We start from the raw sequence: 13,900 nt of genomic DNA, 5'->3' as shown, positions 1-13,900 counted from the left end.
ATGGTGTCGCTGGAGCATGAAGGGCCCATGACAGGGTCTGGGCCAGGTTCAGGCGTTTTCATTCCGAGCCGGGGATGTTGGCGCAGCGAACGATTACCGAACTTTCCACATGGGTCACCCGGATCCGCCACGGGAAAGTGGCGGCATTATGAGGGGTGAGTGGCGGCTTGGCCAGAGAAGGGGCGGGTTTAGGGTCTGGCCGCTGCCGGCACCAGGTTCTCGATCCAGTACTGCTGCTCGTCATCGGCCATGCGCGGATCGAAATCCAGTCGGATATGGCGGGGGTAACCCTGTTGCGGGTGGTAGTCCACGTCCACCTGGTGCCAGCCCTTGCGCTGTTTTTCCTCTATCAGGTCAAACCAGGCTTCCACGGTGCGGGCCAGAGGGGCCCGCGCGGCATGGTCGGGACTGTCCAGTCTGGCCTGTTGGCCGTTGACCAGAACAGTCGCGGGGATCAGGGCCTGTTGGCCGCAGTAACACTGCTGGCGGACCTGGTAGCGGTAATGCTGCAGGCCCAGGTCGACCCAGCGTTGTCGGGCCTGGGTCAAAGGATCGCTTGCGCTGTCCTTGCTGCCCACCTGGCAGGCGCACAGCAAGGTTGCCAGCAGCAGCGTCATCAGCGGTTTCAGGCTCAGCATGGGGCAGTGCCTCTACGACGCCGCAGCACCAGCAGTGCCAGCAGGCCGGTCAGGAAGCCTGCGCTGCCGCCATCATCATTGAAATCCTGTGGCGGCGTGCTGTCATCGAAGGTGTTGTCATCGCCGGTTGGGGTGATCTCGTTGTTCAGGGTGATCGTCGCCATTGCCGAAGGCGTAGAGGGGCCGGCGCTGTTCAGGCTGGAAACCCGGTAGCGATAACGATTGCCCACGGTGACGCGGGTATCGGTATAGCGGGTGCTGTTGGCATTCAGCTCAGCGATGGCCTGCCAGGCCAGCCAGGTGTCGCCGTCCTGGCGCTGGCGCTCGATGCGGAAGCCGAATTCATTGTCGGCATTATCCTGCCACTGCAATACCACGGCACTGTTCTGGCGCTGTGCCTGCAGGTTGTCAGGGGCGGCCGGTACCCGTTCGAAGAGCTGCTCGGCGCTGTTACTCAGCGGCGAGGAGCCCACGGCATTGAAGGCCTGCACCTGATAACGATATAACGTGCCGGGGATGACAGAGCTGTCATCGTGGCGGGTCTGGTTGCTGCCCAGCTCGACGAGGCTCTGCCATTCACTCCAGGCCTGCCCGTTGAATTGCTGGCGCAGAATCCGGAAGCCGGTTTCGTTGTCGGCCTGGTCCTGCCAGGTCAGGCGGAGGGCGTTTTCCAGTAGGCGGCTGGTCAGGTTGGAGGGCGCTTCGGGCCGGGAGCCAAACTGGATCTCGGCCAGATTGGATGGCGCTGAAGCCAGCGTGGCGTTATGGGCAATGACGCGGTACTGGTAGCGCTCGCCGAGCACAGCGGTGCTGTCCAGATATTGCACACTGTCCGTGGCCAGGTCTTCCACAAGAGGGGTCCAGCTTGTCCAGCTGCCATTGTTGTCCCGGCGGCGCTGGACTTCGTAGCGCTGCTCATTGTCTGCCTGGTCGTTCCAGCTCAACTGGATACCGCCTTGCGCCAAGGCGGTGGTCAGGTTGGCCGGGGCAGCCGGTGTGCCCTCTACCCTGATGCTGACGACGTTTGAGCTGTCGCCGGTGATGTCGTTGCTTTCGGCAATGACGCGGTATTGATAGTTGAGATCAGTGTCGATGCCGGTGTCGATATGGGTCTCGCTGTCGGCCGGCAGGCTGACCAGCAGCGCCCAGCTGCCGTCGTTGCTGGCGCGCTCGACCCGGTACCCGGTTTCGGTAAACGCCCGGTCGGTCCAGGTCAGGGTCACCTGTGGCGGCGCCTGCTGGACCTGGGCCTGCAGGTCGTTCGGCTGACTGGAGACAATGTCATAGGTCAGAGGGGTGCTCAGTTGGTCGTTACCGGGAAGGATGTCCTTCACTTCGCTGCCAATGATCGTGGCTGTCTGTGTCAGGAGAGCGTCAGCCGGGGTGGTGCTGATGATGCCTAGTGTCAGGCTGGCAGGGGCGAAGGGCGGTGTCAGAGAGCAGCTATAGCTGCGCTGATCCGGGGCAATGCTGCAGTCACCATCCGGCAGGGTCAGTTGCTCGATCCGGGCATTGCTGAGATTCCCCTGCAGCTGGATTTGGTCTGGCGCTCGTGAGGCTTGCTGGTAGTCCAGGGTAAAGGCCAGGGCCAGGGTGGTGCCGGTGCTGTTATCAAAGCGCTCCGGGTTGGCGCTGTCAGCGCTGAATCCTGCATCCACCGGGTAGTTGAAGCAGGCATCCTGGTTGTTGAGGCTGTCGACCTTGGCCGTCATCTGGGTTACCGAGCAACGGGAAAAGCCGGTGGCGCTGGGGTCGGCAAAGCTGGACATGATATGGCCGTTGCCGCAGTAACGCTCCGGGTTGTCGACCTGGTCGGCTTCCACATTGTCGTGGTTGGCGCCGAAGTTATGGCCGATCTCATGGGCCATGACGATGGCCGTCAGGGGAATGTTGACGTACTCCTGGGTGACGCCGGTGGCGTAGCCATTGGTATTACAGAGGGTGCCCACATAGGCAAGGCCGACCGTGGAACCATCGAATTCACGACCGGACAGCAGTTCCATCAGTGGGCTCGCCGTGCTGGTGTCGGCGAAGGAAAAGCCGTGGTACTTCTCACGCAGATCCACCAGCAATTCATTGGCGCTGGTGGACTCCAGCAGCAGCTCCTCACTGGGAAATTCCACATGCAGGTTGTCGAACACCATGTTCAGATCATTGCGGTAGAAACCGTCGATGATGTTGAGCAGTTCCACCACCTTGTCCTGATAGGTATCCGGGTGCTTCTGTTGAAACAGATGGTCGACGATCAGGTATTTCTCGGGCAACAGACAGACACCGTCAACCTGATCGGTGCACATCTCTTCCAGGGTGGCCGCGGCAATGTGGTATTCGCCTGAACGCGCGCTGGCGCCTTCCCGGGTTGGCAGTTCCAGGGAGCTGTGGGTGCCATTGCCTACGCCGCAGGTGCCGGGTGCCTGCAGGCTTTGCAGGGAGCGGGCCACGGGGAGGTTGTGCTCCTGGCTGAAGGTGGTGCTATCGATAATGTGCATTTCGCCATGCAGCGACACTACCCCGGACCAGCGATCATCCAGCCGTGACAGGCGCACCCAGCTGTCCGGCACCTGTTCCAGTGTGCCGCTGTAGTGTTCGCCCCTGAGGAGTTGCCGATCCGCGTCGGACATACCGATACGGGCGGGGCTGGGTGACAGAACGGCCCGGTAACGGCTGCCATCGATAAACACGTCGGTGCTGGTTTGAGCGGATGCAGCGATTCCCTGGCTGGCGGGGATAAGCAGTGCGGCCAGCAGCAGGCCGCGCCACCGGGCCAGCGGTCGGCGAAAACGGGATGACATGAGTGATTCTCCCCCTTACTGGGTTTTTCGTATTTTTTATCTGGCTATTTCGGTGTAGTTGTTGCGGGGGATTTTGCGTCCCTGCGGGCGGGTATGTTGTGCGGCGGATCCCATTCCTGGCGATCTGGACGGGCGTACAGGGAAAGTCTTTGCTCAGCCGGTCACAAACAGGGCTGCCAGCCGACGGGCAGCCTGCTCAACGTGCTCCGGTGCCGGGCTGGAAAACAGGGCATGGATCACTGCCAGGGCGTCGGCACCCTGCTCCAGGAGGCGGCCACCGTTCTCCGCATCAATGCCGCCGATGGCGACCAGTGGAATGGCCAGCCGCTTGCGAGCTTGCTGGAGGATAGCGGAATCCGCAGGCGGGGCCTGTGGCTTGGTGCGAGAGGGGAAGAAGCGGCCGAAGGCCACGTAGTCGGCGCCGGCTTCAGCGGCCTGCTCGGCCAGAGTCAGGTCGCCATGACAGGTAACGCCGATAATTTTGCCGGGCCCGAGTCGTTGTCGCGCGCGGGCAATGCCGCCGTCACTCTGGCCGATATGGACACCGTCGGCCTCAATGTCTGCGGCCAGGGCCGGGTCGTCGTTGACCAGAAAGAGGGTGCCATATTGCCGGCACAGGGTTTGAAGCTGGCTGGCACGATGACGGCGTTGTGCCGGGGTGGCGGTCTTGTCCCGGTATTGCAGCAGGCGGGCGCCACCGCGCAGGGCTGCCTCTGCGGCGGGCAGTAATTGCCGATCGGGGATCAGGGCCGGGTCGGTGATGGCGTACAGGCCGTGGATTGCGGGGTGCTTCATCGCCGGTCTGGCACGTGCTGGCCATGGCCCGGGCGGAAGGCGTTGCGCAGGAAACGGTCCACATGGGCCTGGCCGTCTGCCACCGCATTGGCCAGGGATTCCCCGTGGCCGCGCAGGCAGGCGATGGATGACGCCAGGGTGCAACCGGAGCCGTGATAGCTGTGGGGGAGACGCTCCCAGTTCCACTGTTGCTCGCCGTCGGCGCTGAACAGGTGGTTGGTGACCTGGTCGGTGTCGTCGTGGGTGCCGGTGATCAGGGTGGCGCGCCCGGTGCGTTTTACCAGCTCGCCGCCGCAGTCAGCGACAGACTGACGCCCGGTGAGTGCCTGGGCTTCGGGCAGGTTGGGGGTCATCACGTCGCAGAGAGGCGCCAGCTTTTCCAGCATGGCCTCCGCCAGGGATTCGCTGGCCAGGCTACCGCCGGCTTCGGCGGCCAACACCGGGTCGAGAATCACGGGTACGCCGGGCAGTTGCTGCAACAGCTCGGCGATAAAGTCGATGATGGCCACGGAGCCGGTCATGCCGATTTTTACCGCCTGGAAGGAGTAATCCTCCAACAGGGTAGCGGCCTGTTGGCGCAGCAGATCCACGTCGGTGAGGCGGAAACCGCGCACGTTCTGGCTGTTCTGCACGGTGAGCCCGGTGATCAGGGTGGAGGCAAAGCCACCCAGGGCGCGAATGGCTTCAATGTCTGCATGGATGCCGGCGCCCCCGGAAGGGTCGTGGCCAGCGATGACGAGAATATTGGGTTTCATAAAAAATGCCTGACGCGGCACGCCTGACGTGCGGGCGACCTTTTAGTCCGGCGTCAGGCGTTAAGCGTTTTTCAGAATGGTCGCACTACCGCCAATATAACAATGGCCACCAGCAGAAACACGGGGATCTCGTTGAAGATCCGGTAAAACTTGTCACTTTTGGTATTGGCGTCGGCGGCGAATTTTTTCAGGTAGGCCAGGCAGACGTGGTGATAGCCGATCAGCAAGAAGACCAGCGTCAGTTTGGCGTGCATCCAGCCGAAGCCTTTATAGGCTTCCCAGTTGGCCATCAGCATCCACAGGCCCAGCAACACGGTGACGATCATGCTGGGGTTCATGATGCCCCGGTACAGTTTGCGTTCCATCACCTTGAAACGTTCCCGGCTGGCCGTGTCCTCTGCCATGGCGTGATAGACGAACAGGCGAGGCAGGTAAAAGATGGCGGCGAACCAGCAGATCACCGCGATCAGGTGAAAGGCTTTGATCCAGAGCAGGTGGTCCAGGGCGAACTGCATCATGATGTGGCAAGTCTCCGGGGTGGTGTGAGTGGAGGGATCGGGAGTCAGAGCGTAGACTATACCGACTTCCTGCCATTGTTTCGTCAACCAGCACTGATTGCCAAGGAGTCCCGTGAATAAGCGGCCACGCCACCGTCGTCTGATGCGTTACTACCTGTTTCGCACTCGCCGCGTGAGTCGTCGTCAGCTTGGCTCCTGGGAGGACTGGAAGCTGCGTGCGGTGTTCTGGATCGGCGCTGTGCTGGTGGGGTTGTTGGTGGTGGCGTTTGCCTGGGTAGCTGAACTGGCGTCGCACACCTTTAATCAGATCCACGAGCAGTCGCCACTGTTGCCCGTGCTGATCACGCCTCTGGGCATGTTGCTGATCGTCTGGTTGATGCGGCAGCTGGGCACCGAGTCCCAGGGCAGTGGTATTCCCCAGGTGCTGGTGGTGCTCAAGCAGCGCTACCACTGGCTGCGTCCCACCTTCCTTTCTCTGCGTGTGATCTTCGGCAAGTTCATTCTGACCTGCCTGGGATTACTGTGCGGCGCCAGTATCGGCCGTGAGGGCCCCAGCGTGCATATGGGCGCGGCGATGATGTATTCGGTTGGCCGGCTGGGGCGTCTGAATCAGAAATATGTGGATAATTCCCTGATCGTGGCCGGTGGGGCCGCCGGGGTGTCGGCGGCGTTCAATGCGCCGCTGGCCGGCATTGTATTCGCCATTGAGGAGCTGTCCGGCTCCTTCGAGCAGCGCACCAGCGGTACCCTGATTCTGGCGATTATCCTGTCCGGGGTGGTGGTGTTAATGATCATGGGCCACTACAGTTTTTTCGGGCACCCCCAGGGCGCCCTGGATATTACCCGGGACTGGGCGGCGATTGGTGTCACCGGACTGGTATGTGGTCTGTTCGGCGGCCTGTTCAGCCGGTTGCTGATCAAGGGCAGTCAGTTTCTTTCTCCCCATGCCAGGGCGCACCCCTACCGGGTAGTGTTGATGTGCGCGCTGGTACTGGTTTTGCTGGGGCTGCTGACCGGTGGCGCTACCTATGGCAGTGGCTACGAGCAGGCCAGTACCCTGCTGGACGGGGAGCACCCGGGCAACTGGAGCTTTGCCCTGGCCAAGATGTCCGCCACCCTGGTGTCGTACTTCACTGGTATTCCCGGCGGGTTGTTCTCACCAAGTCTGGCGGCCGGGGCCGGGTTCGGTAATGTGATCGGCAGCTTTTTTCCGACGTCCTCGCTGGTCGGAATTACCCTGGTGGCCATGGCGGCTTTTCTTGCAGGTGTGATTCAGCGCCCCATTACTTCTTTTGTGATTGTCATGGAGTTGACCGGGAACCGGCACGACATCCTGCTGCCGCTGATGGCCGGGGCGTTTCTGGCAACGGCGGTGGCCAAGGTTGTCTGGGCCCGGCCGCTTTACGACTCCCTGGCCGAGCGGCTGTCGGATGGGCGCGGTATGGCGCTGGAGAAACCCCGGGAAAAGGTGACGACGGGGGGACAGAACGGGCCGCGGGGAAGGAATCCGAGCGACAATTACCCGGATAAGTTGCCGGTCCCGGGTGGCGCCCCTATCATGCGGGGTCATTTGTTAAATGCAGCAGTTCCCTGGTCAGCAGGGTGGAGAAAGATATGGCAGAGCCCCTCAAGGTTGGCGTAGTTGGTGGCACCGGATACACCGGGGTGGAGTTGTTGCGCTTGCTGGTCAACCACCCCCATGTGGCTCTGGATGTAATTACCTCCCGGGGCGAGGCGGGTATCGCTGTGGCAGACCTGTTTCCTTCCCTGCGCGGGCGTACCGATCTGGTGTTCAGCGAGCCGGATGTGAAACGGCTGTCGGCCTGTGATGTGGTGTTTTTTGCTACCCCCCACAATGTGGCCATGCGCATGATGCCGGAATTGATGGATGCCGGGGTCAGGGTGGTGGATCTGTCTGCGGATTTCCGGCTCCGTGACCATGAATTGTGGAGCGACTGGTACGGTGAGCCCCATGCCTGCCCGGAGTTGCTGGCGGACGCCGTCTACGGGTTGCCGGAAGTGAACCGGGAAAAGCTCCGTGATGCGCGGCTGGTGGCCTGTGCCGGGTGTTACCCCACGGCCATCCAGTTGGGGTATCTGCCATTGCTGGAAAACGGCTGGATCAATCCGGACCAGCTGATTGCCAACGCGGCCAGCGGTGCCAGCGGTGCCGGCAAGGGGGCCAAGGTGCCCATGCTGCTGGCGGAGGCCGGCGAAAGCTACAAGGCCTATGGGGCCAGCGGTCATCGCCACCTGCCGGAAATTGAGCAGGGCCTGGGCGATATCGCCGGTGGGCCGGTAAAGGCCACCTTTGTGCCGCACCTGATTCCCATGATTCGCGGTATCCACGCGACCCTTTATGGCCAACTGACCGCGCAATCGCCCTCCCTGGAGGAGATCCAGGCAGCCTATGAAGCCCGTTATGCCAACGAGCCCTTCGTGGACGTGATGCCCCTTGGCAGCCACCCGGAGACGCGCTTCGTGAAAGGCGCAAACACCTGCCGGATTGCCCTGCACCAGCCACGGGGCGAGAACGTGATTGTGGTGCTGTCGGTGATCGACAATCTGGTGAAGGGGGCCTCCGGCCAGGCGGTGCAGGCCATGAATATCATGTTCGGGTTGGATGAAGGGGCGGGACTGGCAGTCGTTCCGTTGATGCCCTGATATGGCGCGCAAACCGAAAAGCCGGGCGGGCATTGATGATGTGATGCTGATGCCGGTGAGCCCGTCCCGGCAGAAAAAACGCCGCCGCCTGTGGGCAGTGACCTTGCTGATCCTGGCGGTGATGTTGTTTGTCGGGGGCCTGTGGACGGGTAACAGTGGTGCCCTGGACACCTCTGCAGCGAACCAGCGCCTGCGCAGCGATCTGAAGACAGCTCGACGGGAGCTGGAAGCGGCGCGCAATGAGCTTGCCCTGTACCGAACCGATACCGAGGTGACCCGGGAAGCCCGGGAAACCCTGCGTCAGGAGATCAAATCCCTGCGCGATCAGGCCGCCGAGCTGGAAGAGGCGGTAGTGTTTTACAAGAGTGTGATGGCGCCAGGCGCCAGCGAAGGGCTGCAAATTGAAAAAATGGTGTTGCAGCCCGATGATGACAATGGTGTCTTCCGTTACAGATTGGTTCTGGTACAAGCGGGCGATAACCGTAATTATCTGTCCGGTGATATCAATCTGACTCTGCGCGGTACCCGCGACGGTGAGCCCTTTTCCCTGACGGGCACCGACTGGTTGGACGATAGCAGTGAGACGCGCTTCCGGTTTCGTTACTTCCAGGAGCTGAATGGCCGCTTTGAGGTACCGGAAGGCGTGGAGCTGGAAGCCATAGATATAGAAGCTGAGAGCGGCGGCAGAAACCGTTACCAGACACAAAAAACCGTAAAATGGCAGTAGGAGAGACCCGTGCTTGGCCGAGACAAGAAATCTGCAACCGGCAGTTCATCCGGTTCGTCCCAGGATTACCGTAACCATACCCTGATTGCACCCAGTGCCACGGTTCGTGGCGATATTGAATTCACCGGCGGGTTGCATGTTCAGGGCACCGTGGAAGGCAATATCAATGTGGGCAAGGATGGTGGCCGTCTGATCATCGGCGAAAGCGGTGTGGTCAAGGGGGAGATTCAGGTCCCCCAGGTGATCATCAATGGTCGTGTGGAAGGGGATGTGCACGCCACTGAGAATCTGGAGTTGGCGGAAAAGGCCTCGGTGGAAGGCAATGTCTATTACCTGATGATCGAGATGGTCATGGGCGCGCGGGTCAATGGCAAGCTGGTCCGCCTGGATGACGAGCGCCGCAACCTGCCGGCACCGGATGCCACCGGCAAGAACGCCGGCAAGGCTTCTGGCAAGGAAGCCGTGGCCGAATAATTCTTGACTGTTTTAGTCGGGTACTGGAACATAATCAGCCCGTTGGCCTTTCTGGCCACGGGCCAATCCGTCACCCGTTGCAAGCGAGAGTATGACCGAAAACGCCCCGATCTCATTCACCGATGCCGCCGCCGCCAAGGTCAAGGAACTGCGTGACGACGAAGGCAATCCGCAACTGAAACTGCGCGTGTATATCACGGGGGGTGGCTGTGCCGGGTTTTCCTATGGCTTCACCTTCGATGAAGCGGTCAACGATGACGACACCATCGTTGAAAAGGATGGTGTCACCCTGCTGGTGGATGCCATGAGCATTCAGTACCTGGATGGCTCCCAGGTGGACTACGAGAAGGGATTGATGGGCTCGCGCTTTGTGGTTAGCAACCCCAACGCGGCTACTACCTGTGGCTGCGGTTCCTCGTTCTCCGTCTAGGAATACATTGCTGCCTCTGTCGTAAGCCCTCTTTGCCCAAAAGAAGCGAGTAACGAGCTACGAGTAGCGAAAGGCAAAGAGATGGAGTTGGGGTTCGAAACTCGCTTCTCGTCACTCGCTCCTGTCCTGCTGTCACAAAACCTTCACTGTTTGATCAACTTTTCGTCGTTTTTGCGGGGGAAACTACCCCCATGATGACGACTAAACCTACATTTCAACGAATGACTGCTGCTGACACCCGGGCCATGTGCTGGTTGCTTCAGCAGCCCCAGGCCGCCCGCCGGGCCCGGATGGCCCGTATGGTATCGCGGCTGGGTGATGGCCCCTTCTATGTGGCCCTGACGCTGCTGATCTGGTGGATGGATCGCCAGGGCGGCAGTGAGTTTGCCCTGACCGCCATGGCAGCGTATGCCCTGGAAGTGCCACTGTTTGTGTTGCTCAAGCATCTTATCAAGCGGCCACGACCGGCGGACGCACTGGAAAGTCTGTCTGCCTTCATCCAGCCCGCGGACCGTTTCAGTTTTCCCTCCGGACACACCGCTGCCGCCTTCGTGATGGCCTCGTTGCTCTGCGTGTTCTACCCGCCGGTGATGCTGCTGGCGCTGGGCCTGGCGGTGATGGTCGGGCTGTCCCGGGTGCTGCTGGGTGTCCATTACCCCAGTGACATCCTCGCCGGCGCTACCCTGGGTGTCAGCTGTGCCATGCTGGGTCTCTGGCTGGTTTAGCCCTTCCTCTCGACGATCCTCTCCCCGCCCAGGTCCTGCGGCCGCACATTCTTCTGGCTTCTCCCGAAAAAAGAGCGGCGCCTGAGCCGCGAACGATCCGGCCTTTATCGCACGAAAATTGGCGGCTCATACCCGCGGGGCACAGAGAGCGCCGCTCCTATGGGGTATAGCGAGGTAATGGGGGTGGATTCTTCGCGTTTCAGGGCAAGGTGACCTGGCCCAGAATGGCTTCCCTCGAGGCCCCGGTGACCACCGGCGCATTGCCGTACTGTCCTTCCAGTCGGGCCCATGCCAGCCAGGCAAAGGCGGCGGCTTCCACCCAATCCGGGTGCAGGCCCTCGCTGTCCGTGCTGGCCACCGGTACGCCCAGGTAATGTCCAAGCCGCGCCAGTAGGTGGCGGTTATGGGCGCCGCCACCGCAGACCAGCAGTTGTTGCGGGGCGAAATCCGCCAGGGCATCGCTGATGCTACGGGCGGTCAGGTCGGCCAGGGTGGCCTGGACCTGTTGGGCGTCGTAGTGATCCGGCAGCTGTCGTGTCAACCATTCGCCATGGAAGTGTTCGCGGCCGGTGCTCTTGGGGGGTGGCAGCCGGAAGTAGGGATCATCCAGCAGTTGTTCCAGCAGCGTCGGGTCTGGCTGGCCGCCAGCGGCCCAGTCCCCGTTGCGGTCGAACGGCTGCTGGTGGTGCTGGCGGATCCACAGGTCCATCAGCACATTGCCCGGGCCGGTATCAAAGCCGCCCAGCAAGGTGTCACCGTCCAGTAGCGTCACGTTGGCCATGCCGCCAATGTTGGCAATGGCGCGCCGCTGGCCAGTGCGGGCAAACAGTTGCCGATGGAAAGGGGGCACCAGAGGAGCGCCCTGGCCGCCCAGGGCCATGTCCTTGTTGCGGAAGTTGGTGACCACGGGGATGCCGGTTTCCACCGCCAGGGTATCTGGGCAGCCCAGTTGCAGGCTGAAGCCGCCATCGCCCGGCCGGTGGCGTACGGTCTGGCCGTGACAGCCAATGGCACGAATCTGCTCTGGCTTCAGGCCGGTCTGTTCCAGCAAGGTCCGGCAGGCCTGTGCATAGCATAAAGAGAGTTGGCGGCTGACAGCGCCGGCACGATCAATCTCATTGTCGCCGGGCTGGCAGAGGTCCAGCACTGCCTGCTGCAGGTCCGCGGGCAAGGGCAGGTTGAGCGTGGATTGCAGGAAAAATTCGCCGCTGCCAATCTGCACCAGCACCGCGTCGATGCCGTCCACGCTGGTGCCGGTCATCAGACCGATCAGGTAATCCCCGCGGGAATCAGAAGACATCGCTGCTGGCCAGGGTTGACGCTTCCGAGAACAGGGTCATCTGTGCCTTCAGGCGATTGGCGGCAATCAGGAACTCCGAGCGTTCATTGTCATTGATGCCCCGCGCCTTGGGGAGGGGAACGGTGAGCGGGTTGCGGTGCACGCCGTTGATGCGGAATTCATAGTGCAGGTGAGGGCCGGTGGCGAGCCCGGATGCTCCCACATAACCAATGGTTTGGCCCTGCTTGACCCGTTTCCCCACCCGGATGCCTTTGGCAAAGCCGCGCATGTGTGCGTAGAGCGTGGTGTAGATCTGCCCGTGTTTGAGAATGATCACGTTGCCATAGCCGCCTTTGACCCCGGCAAAGATGACCTTGCCATCCCCGGCGGCCTTGATCGGAGTGCCGGAGGGGGCGGCATAGTCGATGCCCTTGTGGGCGCGAATCCGGTTGAGCACAGGATGCTTGCGGCTCAGGTTGAAGCGGGAACTGATGCGGGAAAAGGCCACCGGCGTGCGGATGAACTCCTTGCGCATGGAGTCCCCCTTGATATCCAGGTATTCCACATCGCCGGAACGGGTTTCGTAGCGGAAGGCAGTAAGATGCCGGTCCTGGTTCCAGAATTCGGCCATCAGGATGTCGCCCTCGCCGACTTTCTCACCGTCCAGATACAGCTCTTCATAGATGATCCGGAAGCGGTCGCCACGACGAATGTCGAGCACGAAATCCACGTCCCAGGCAAACAGGTTGGCCAGTTGCATGGTGAGTTTGTCGCTGATGCCCGCTGCGGCACCCGCCAGGAACAGGGAGTCGGTGATCTCGGCCTCGGCAAAGCGCGTTTGTTTCTGGTACTCACGCTGGCTCAGGCGGGTTTCCCAGCCGCCGCCTCTGAGGCGGGCGGTAAGGGTTTCCACTTTGGAGGGGTGGTACTGCACCCGGGTCAGCCTGTCGTCCTCCACGGTTACTTTCAGCGTTTCCCCGGGCCGGATCTTGGTCAGCCGTTTCAGTTTGTCGTCACTGTTGATCAGGGCAAAGACCTGGCTGGCACCCACTCCCAGCGGCTGCAGCAGCGATGACAGGCTGTCACCGGCTTGCACGGTTAGCGTCTGCCACTGGGGAGTGTCAGGGGCTGGTGGCTGGGGATCGGGTTTGCGGGCTGGTTTGGCTGGCAGGGTGATGGTCTTGGCCTGTTGGCGGGGCTCCTCCGGAGCACTGTCCGGACGAAGGGCGATAAGGATGACGCCGCCCAGCAAGGCCATGCTCAGCAGTAAATGGGTGCGAGGGAACTGGCGCACCAGTCTGCCAGCATAAGATAGGAGTTCTTTCATGGAGAATGTGGGGGACCTGGTTGGATAAAAACTCGGACGTACCCAGGGGGAGGGCACGGCGAAAAACTGGCCTGCAAAGATACCTGCCTTCTCTGGCCGCGTTCAAGTGCTACAATAGCCGGCTTTCTCGCAGGGGTTCTTTTCTGCGCAAACAGTACCCGGACAGTATAGAGGTAGGCATGGCCACGGTGGACGAACAACTGGCGCTCATTTCCCGCGGTGCGGATGAAATCATCCAGGAAGACGAATTGCGGGAAAAGCTGGCCTCCGGCCGGCCCCTGAGGATCAAGGCGGGCTTTGATCCCACGGCGCCGGATCTGCATCTGGGGCACACCGTGCTGATCAACAAGATGCGCCAGTTCCAGGAGCTGGGGCATGAGGTGATTTTCCTGATCGGGGATTTCACCGGCATGATCGGCGACCCCACCGGAAAAAGCGCCACCCGCCCTCCGCTGACCCGCGAGGATGTGCTGCGCAATGCGGAGACCTATAAAGAGCAGGTGTTCAAGGTTCTTGATCCGGCGAAAACCCGGGTGGTGTTCAATTCCGAATGGATGAATGAGGTGGGTGCCGCCGGCATGATCAAGCTGGCCGGGCAGTACACCGTGGCGCGGATGCTGGAGCGGGATGATTTCGACAAGCGCTACAAGGGCAATCAGTCCATTGCCATCCATGAATTCCTCTACCCGCTGGTACAAGGGTATGACTCTGTGGCCCTGGAGGCCGATGTGGAGCTGGGGGGGACTGACCAAAAGTTCAATCTGCTGATGGGGCGA

General features: G+C 61.4%; 14 protein-coding genes (1 of these 14 only partly in view). 7 read left to right on the top strand and 7 right to left on the bottom strand.

All coding sequences use genetic code 11. The features are described from left to right. Window positions 1–188: 188 nt before the first annotated feature. The 5 genes from C4S63_RS12840 to hemJ form a co-directional block, all read right to left on the bottom strand. Window positions 189–638 (bottom strand): DUF6174 domain-containing protein, encoded by a 450-nt coding sequence (locus C4S63_RS12840; protein ID WP_103917799.1) that lies wholly within the window; start codon window positions 636–638, stop codon window positions 189–191. After that, window positions 632–3,430: a M12 family metallo-peptidase gene (locus tag C4S63_RS12835; protein ID WP_103917798.1), complete on the bottom strand. Its 2,799-nt coding sequence runs from the start codon at window positions 3,428–3,430 to the stop codon at window positions 632–634. Before C4S63_RS12835 ends, C4S63_RS12840 begins: the two co-directional genes overlap by 7 nt. Window positions 3,431–3,583: 153 nt before the next feature. Further along, window positions 3,584–4,225 carry a thiamine phosphate synthase gene (gene thiE, locus C4S63_RS12830; protein ID WP_103917797.1) on the bottom strand — a complete coding sequence of 214 codons (642 nt, stop codon included), beginning with the start codon at window positions 4,223–4,225 and terminating at the stop codon, window positions 3,584–3,586. Next, entirely contained in the window at window positions 4,222–4,980 is a 759-nt protein-coding gene (locus C4S63_RS12825) for a hydroxymethylpyrimidine/phosphomethylpyrimidine kinase (RefSeq protein ID WP_103917796.1), read from the bottom strand. The genes thiE and C4S63_RS12825 overlap by 4 nt, the downstream gene beginning before the upstream one ends. Before the next feature lie 71 nt (window positions 4,981–5,051). Beyond that, entirely contained in the window at window positions 5,052–5,495 is a 444-nt protein-coding gene (hemJ, locus tag C4S63_RS12820) for a protoporphyrinogen oxidase HemJ (RefSeq protein ID WP_062817188.1), read from the bottom strand. Window positions 5,496–5,610: 115 nt separating this feature from the next. On the opposite strand from hemJ, the gene C4S63_RS12815 reads away from it, so the two are divergent. The 6 genes from C4S63_RS12815 to C4S63_RS12790 all read left to right on the top strand — a co-directional run bounded on the left by C4S63_RS12815 (window position 5,611) and on the right by C4S63_RS12790 (window position 10,518). Further along, window positions 5,611–7,140 (top strand): chloride channel protein, encoded by a 1,530-nt coding sequence (locus C4S63_RS12815; RefSeq protein WP_235000014.1) that lies wholly within the window; start codon window positions 5,611–5,613, stop codon window positions 7,138–7,140. Continuing rightward, on the top strand, window positions 7,113–8,162 hold the full coding sequence (gene argC, locus C4S63_RS12810; RefSeq protein WP_103917795.1) for an N-acetyl-gamma-glutamyl-phosphate reductase: 1,050 nt from the start codon (window positions 7,113–7,115) through the stop codon (window positions 8,160–8,162). Before C4S63_RS12815 ends, argC begins: the two co-directional genes overlap by 28 nt. A gap of 1 nt (window position 8,163) precedes the next feature. Further along, complete coding sequence (locus C4S63_RS12805) at window positions 8,164–8,889, top strand: DUF6776 family protein (protein ID WP_103917794.1); 726 nt, start codon at window positions 8,164–8,166, stop codon at window positions 8,887–8,889. 9 nt (window positions 8,890–8,898) lie between these two features. Continuing rightward, a complete protein-coding gene (locus tag C4S63_RS12800; protein ID WP_062817041.1) occupies window positions 8,899–9,363 on the top strand; it encodes a polymer-forming cytoskeletal protein in 465 nt (154 codons plus the stop codon). A gap of 91 nt (window positions 9,364–9,454) precedes the next feature. Further along, on the top strand, window positions 9,455–9,793 hold the full coding sequence (gene erpA / locus C4S63_RS12795) for an iron-sulfur cluster insertion protein ErpA (RefSeq protein WP_062817040.1): 339 nt from the start codon (window positions 9,455–9,457) through the stop codon (window positions 9,791–9,793). Window positions 9,794–9,984: 191 nt separating this feature from the next. Further along, on the top strand, window positions 9,985–10,518 hold the full coding sequence (locus tag C4S63_RS12790; protein ID WP_231874223.1) for a phosphatase PAP2 family protein: 534 nt from the start codon (window positions 9,985–9,987) through the stop codon (window positions 10,516–10,518). Window positions 10,519–10,717: 199 nt separating this feature from the next. On the opposite strand, the gene C4S63_RS12785 is transcribed toward C4S63_RS12790, so the two are convergent. Both C4S63_RS12785 and C4S63_RS12780 read right to left on the bottom strand, forming a co-directional pair. Continuing rightward, window positions 10,718–11,818 (bottom strand): anhydro-N-acetylmuramic acid kinase, encoded by a 1,101-nt coding sequence (locus C4S63_RS12785; protein ID WP_103917793.1) that lies wholly within the window; start codon window positions 11,816–11,818, stop codon window positions 10,718–10,720. Beyond that, window positions 11,808–13,124 carry an OapA family protein gene (locus C4S63_RS12780; protein ID WP_103917792.1) on the bottom strand — a complete coding sequence of 439 codons (1,317 nt, stop codon included), beginning with the start codon at window positions 13,122–13,124 and terminating at the stop codon, window positions 11,808–11,810. The genes C4S63_RS12785 and C4S63_RS12780 overlap by 11 nt, the downstream gene beginning before the upstream one ends. 179 nt (window positions 13,125–13,303) lie before the next feature. Between C4S63_RS12780 and tyrS the strand changes: the two genes are divergently transcribed. Then, window positions 13,304–13,900, top strand: the start of a protein-coding gene (tyrS, locus tag C4S63_RS12775; RefSeq protein WP_103917791.1) for a tyrosine--tRNA ligase. The gene runs 603 nt beyond the window's last position; the window shows 597 of its 1,200 coding nt (coding positions 1–597); its start codon is at window positions 13,304–13,306; the stop codon falls past the right edge of the window.

The organism is Alcanivorax sp. DSM 26293 (assembly GCF_900107995.1).
Classification (GTDB): domain Bacteria; phylum Pseudomonadota; class Gammaproteobacteria; order Pseudomonadales; family Alcanivoracaceae; genus Alcanivorax.
The sequence above is the reverse complement of the archived record's forward strand: the minus strand, read 5'-3'. Positions and strand labels throughout refer to the sequence as shown.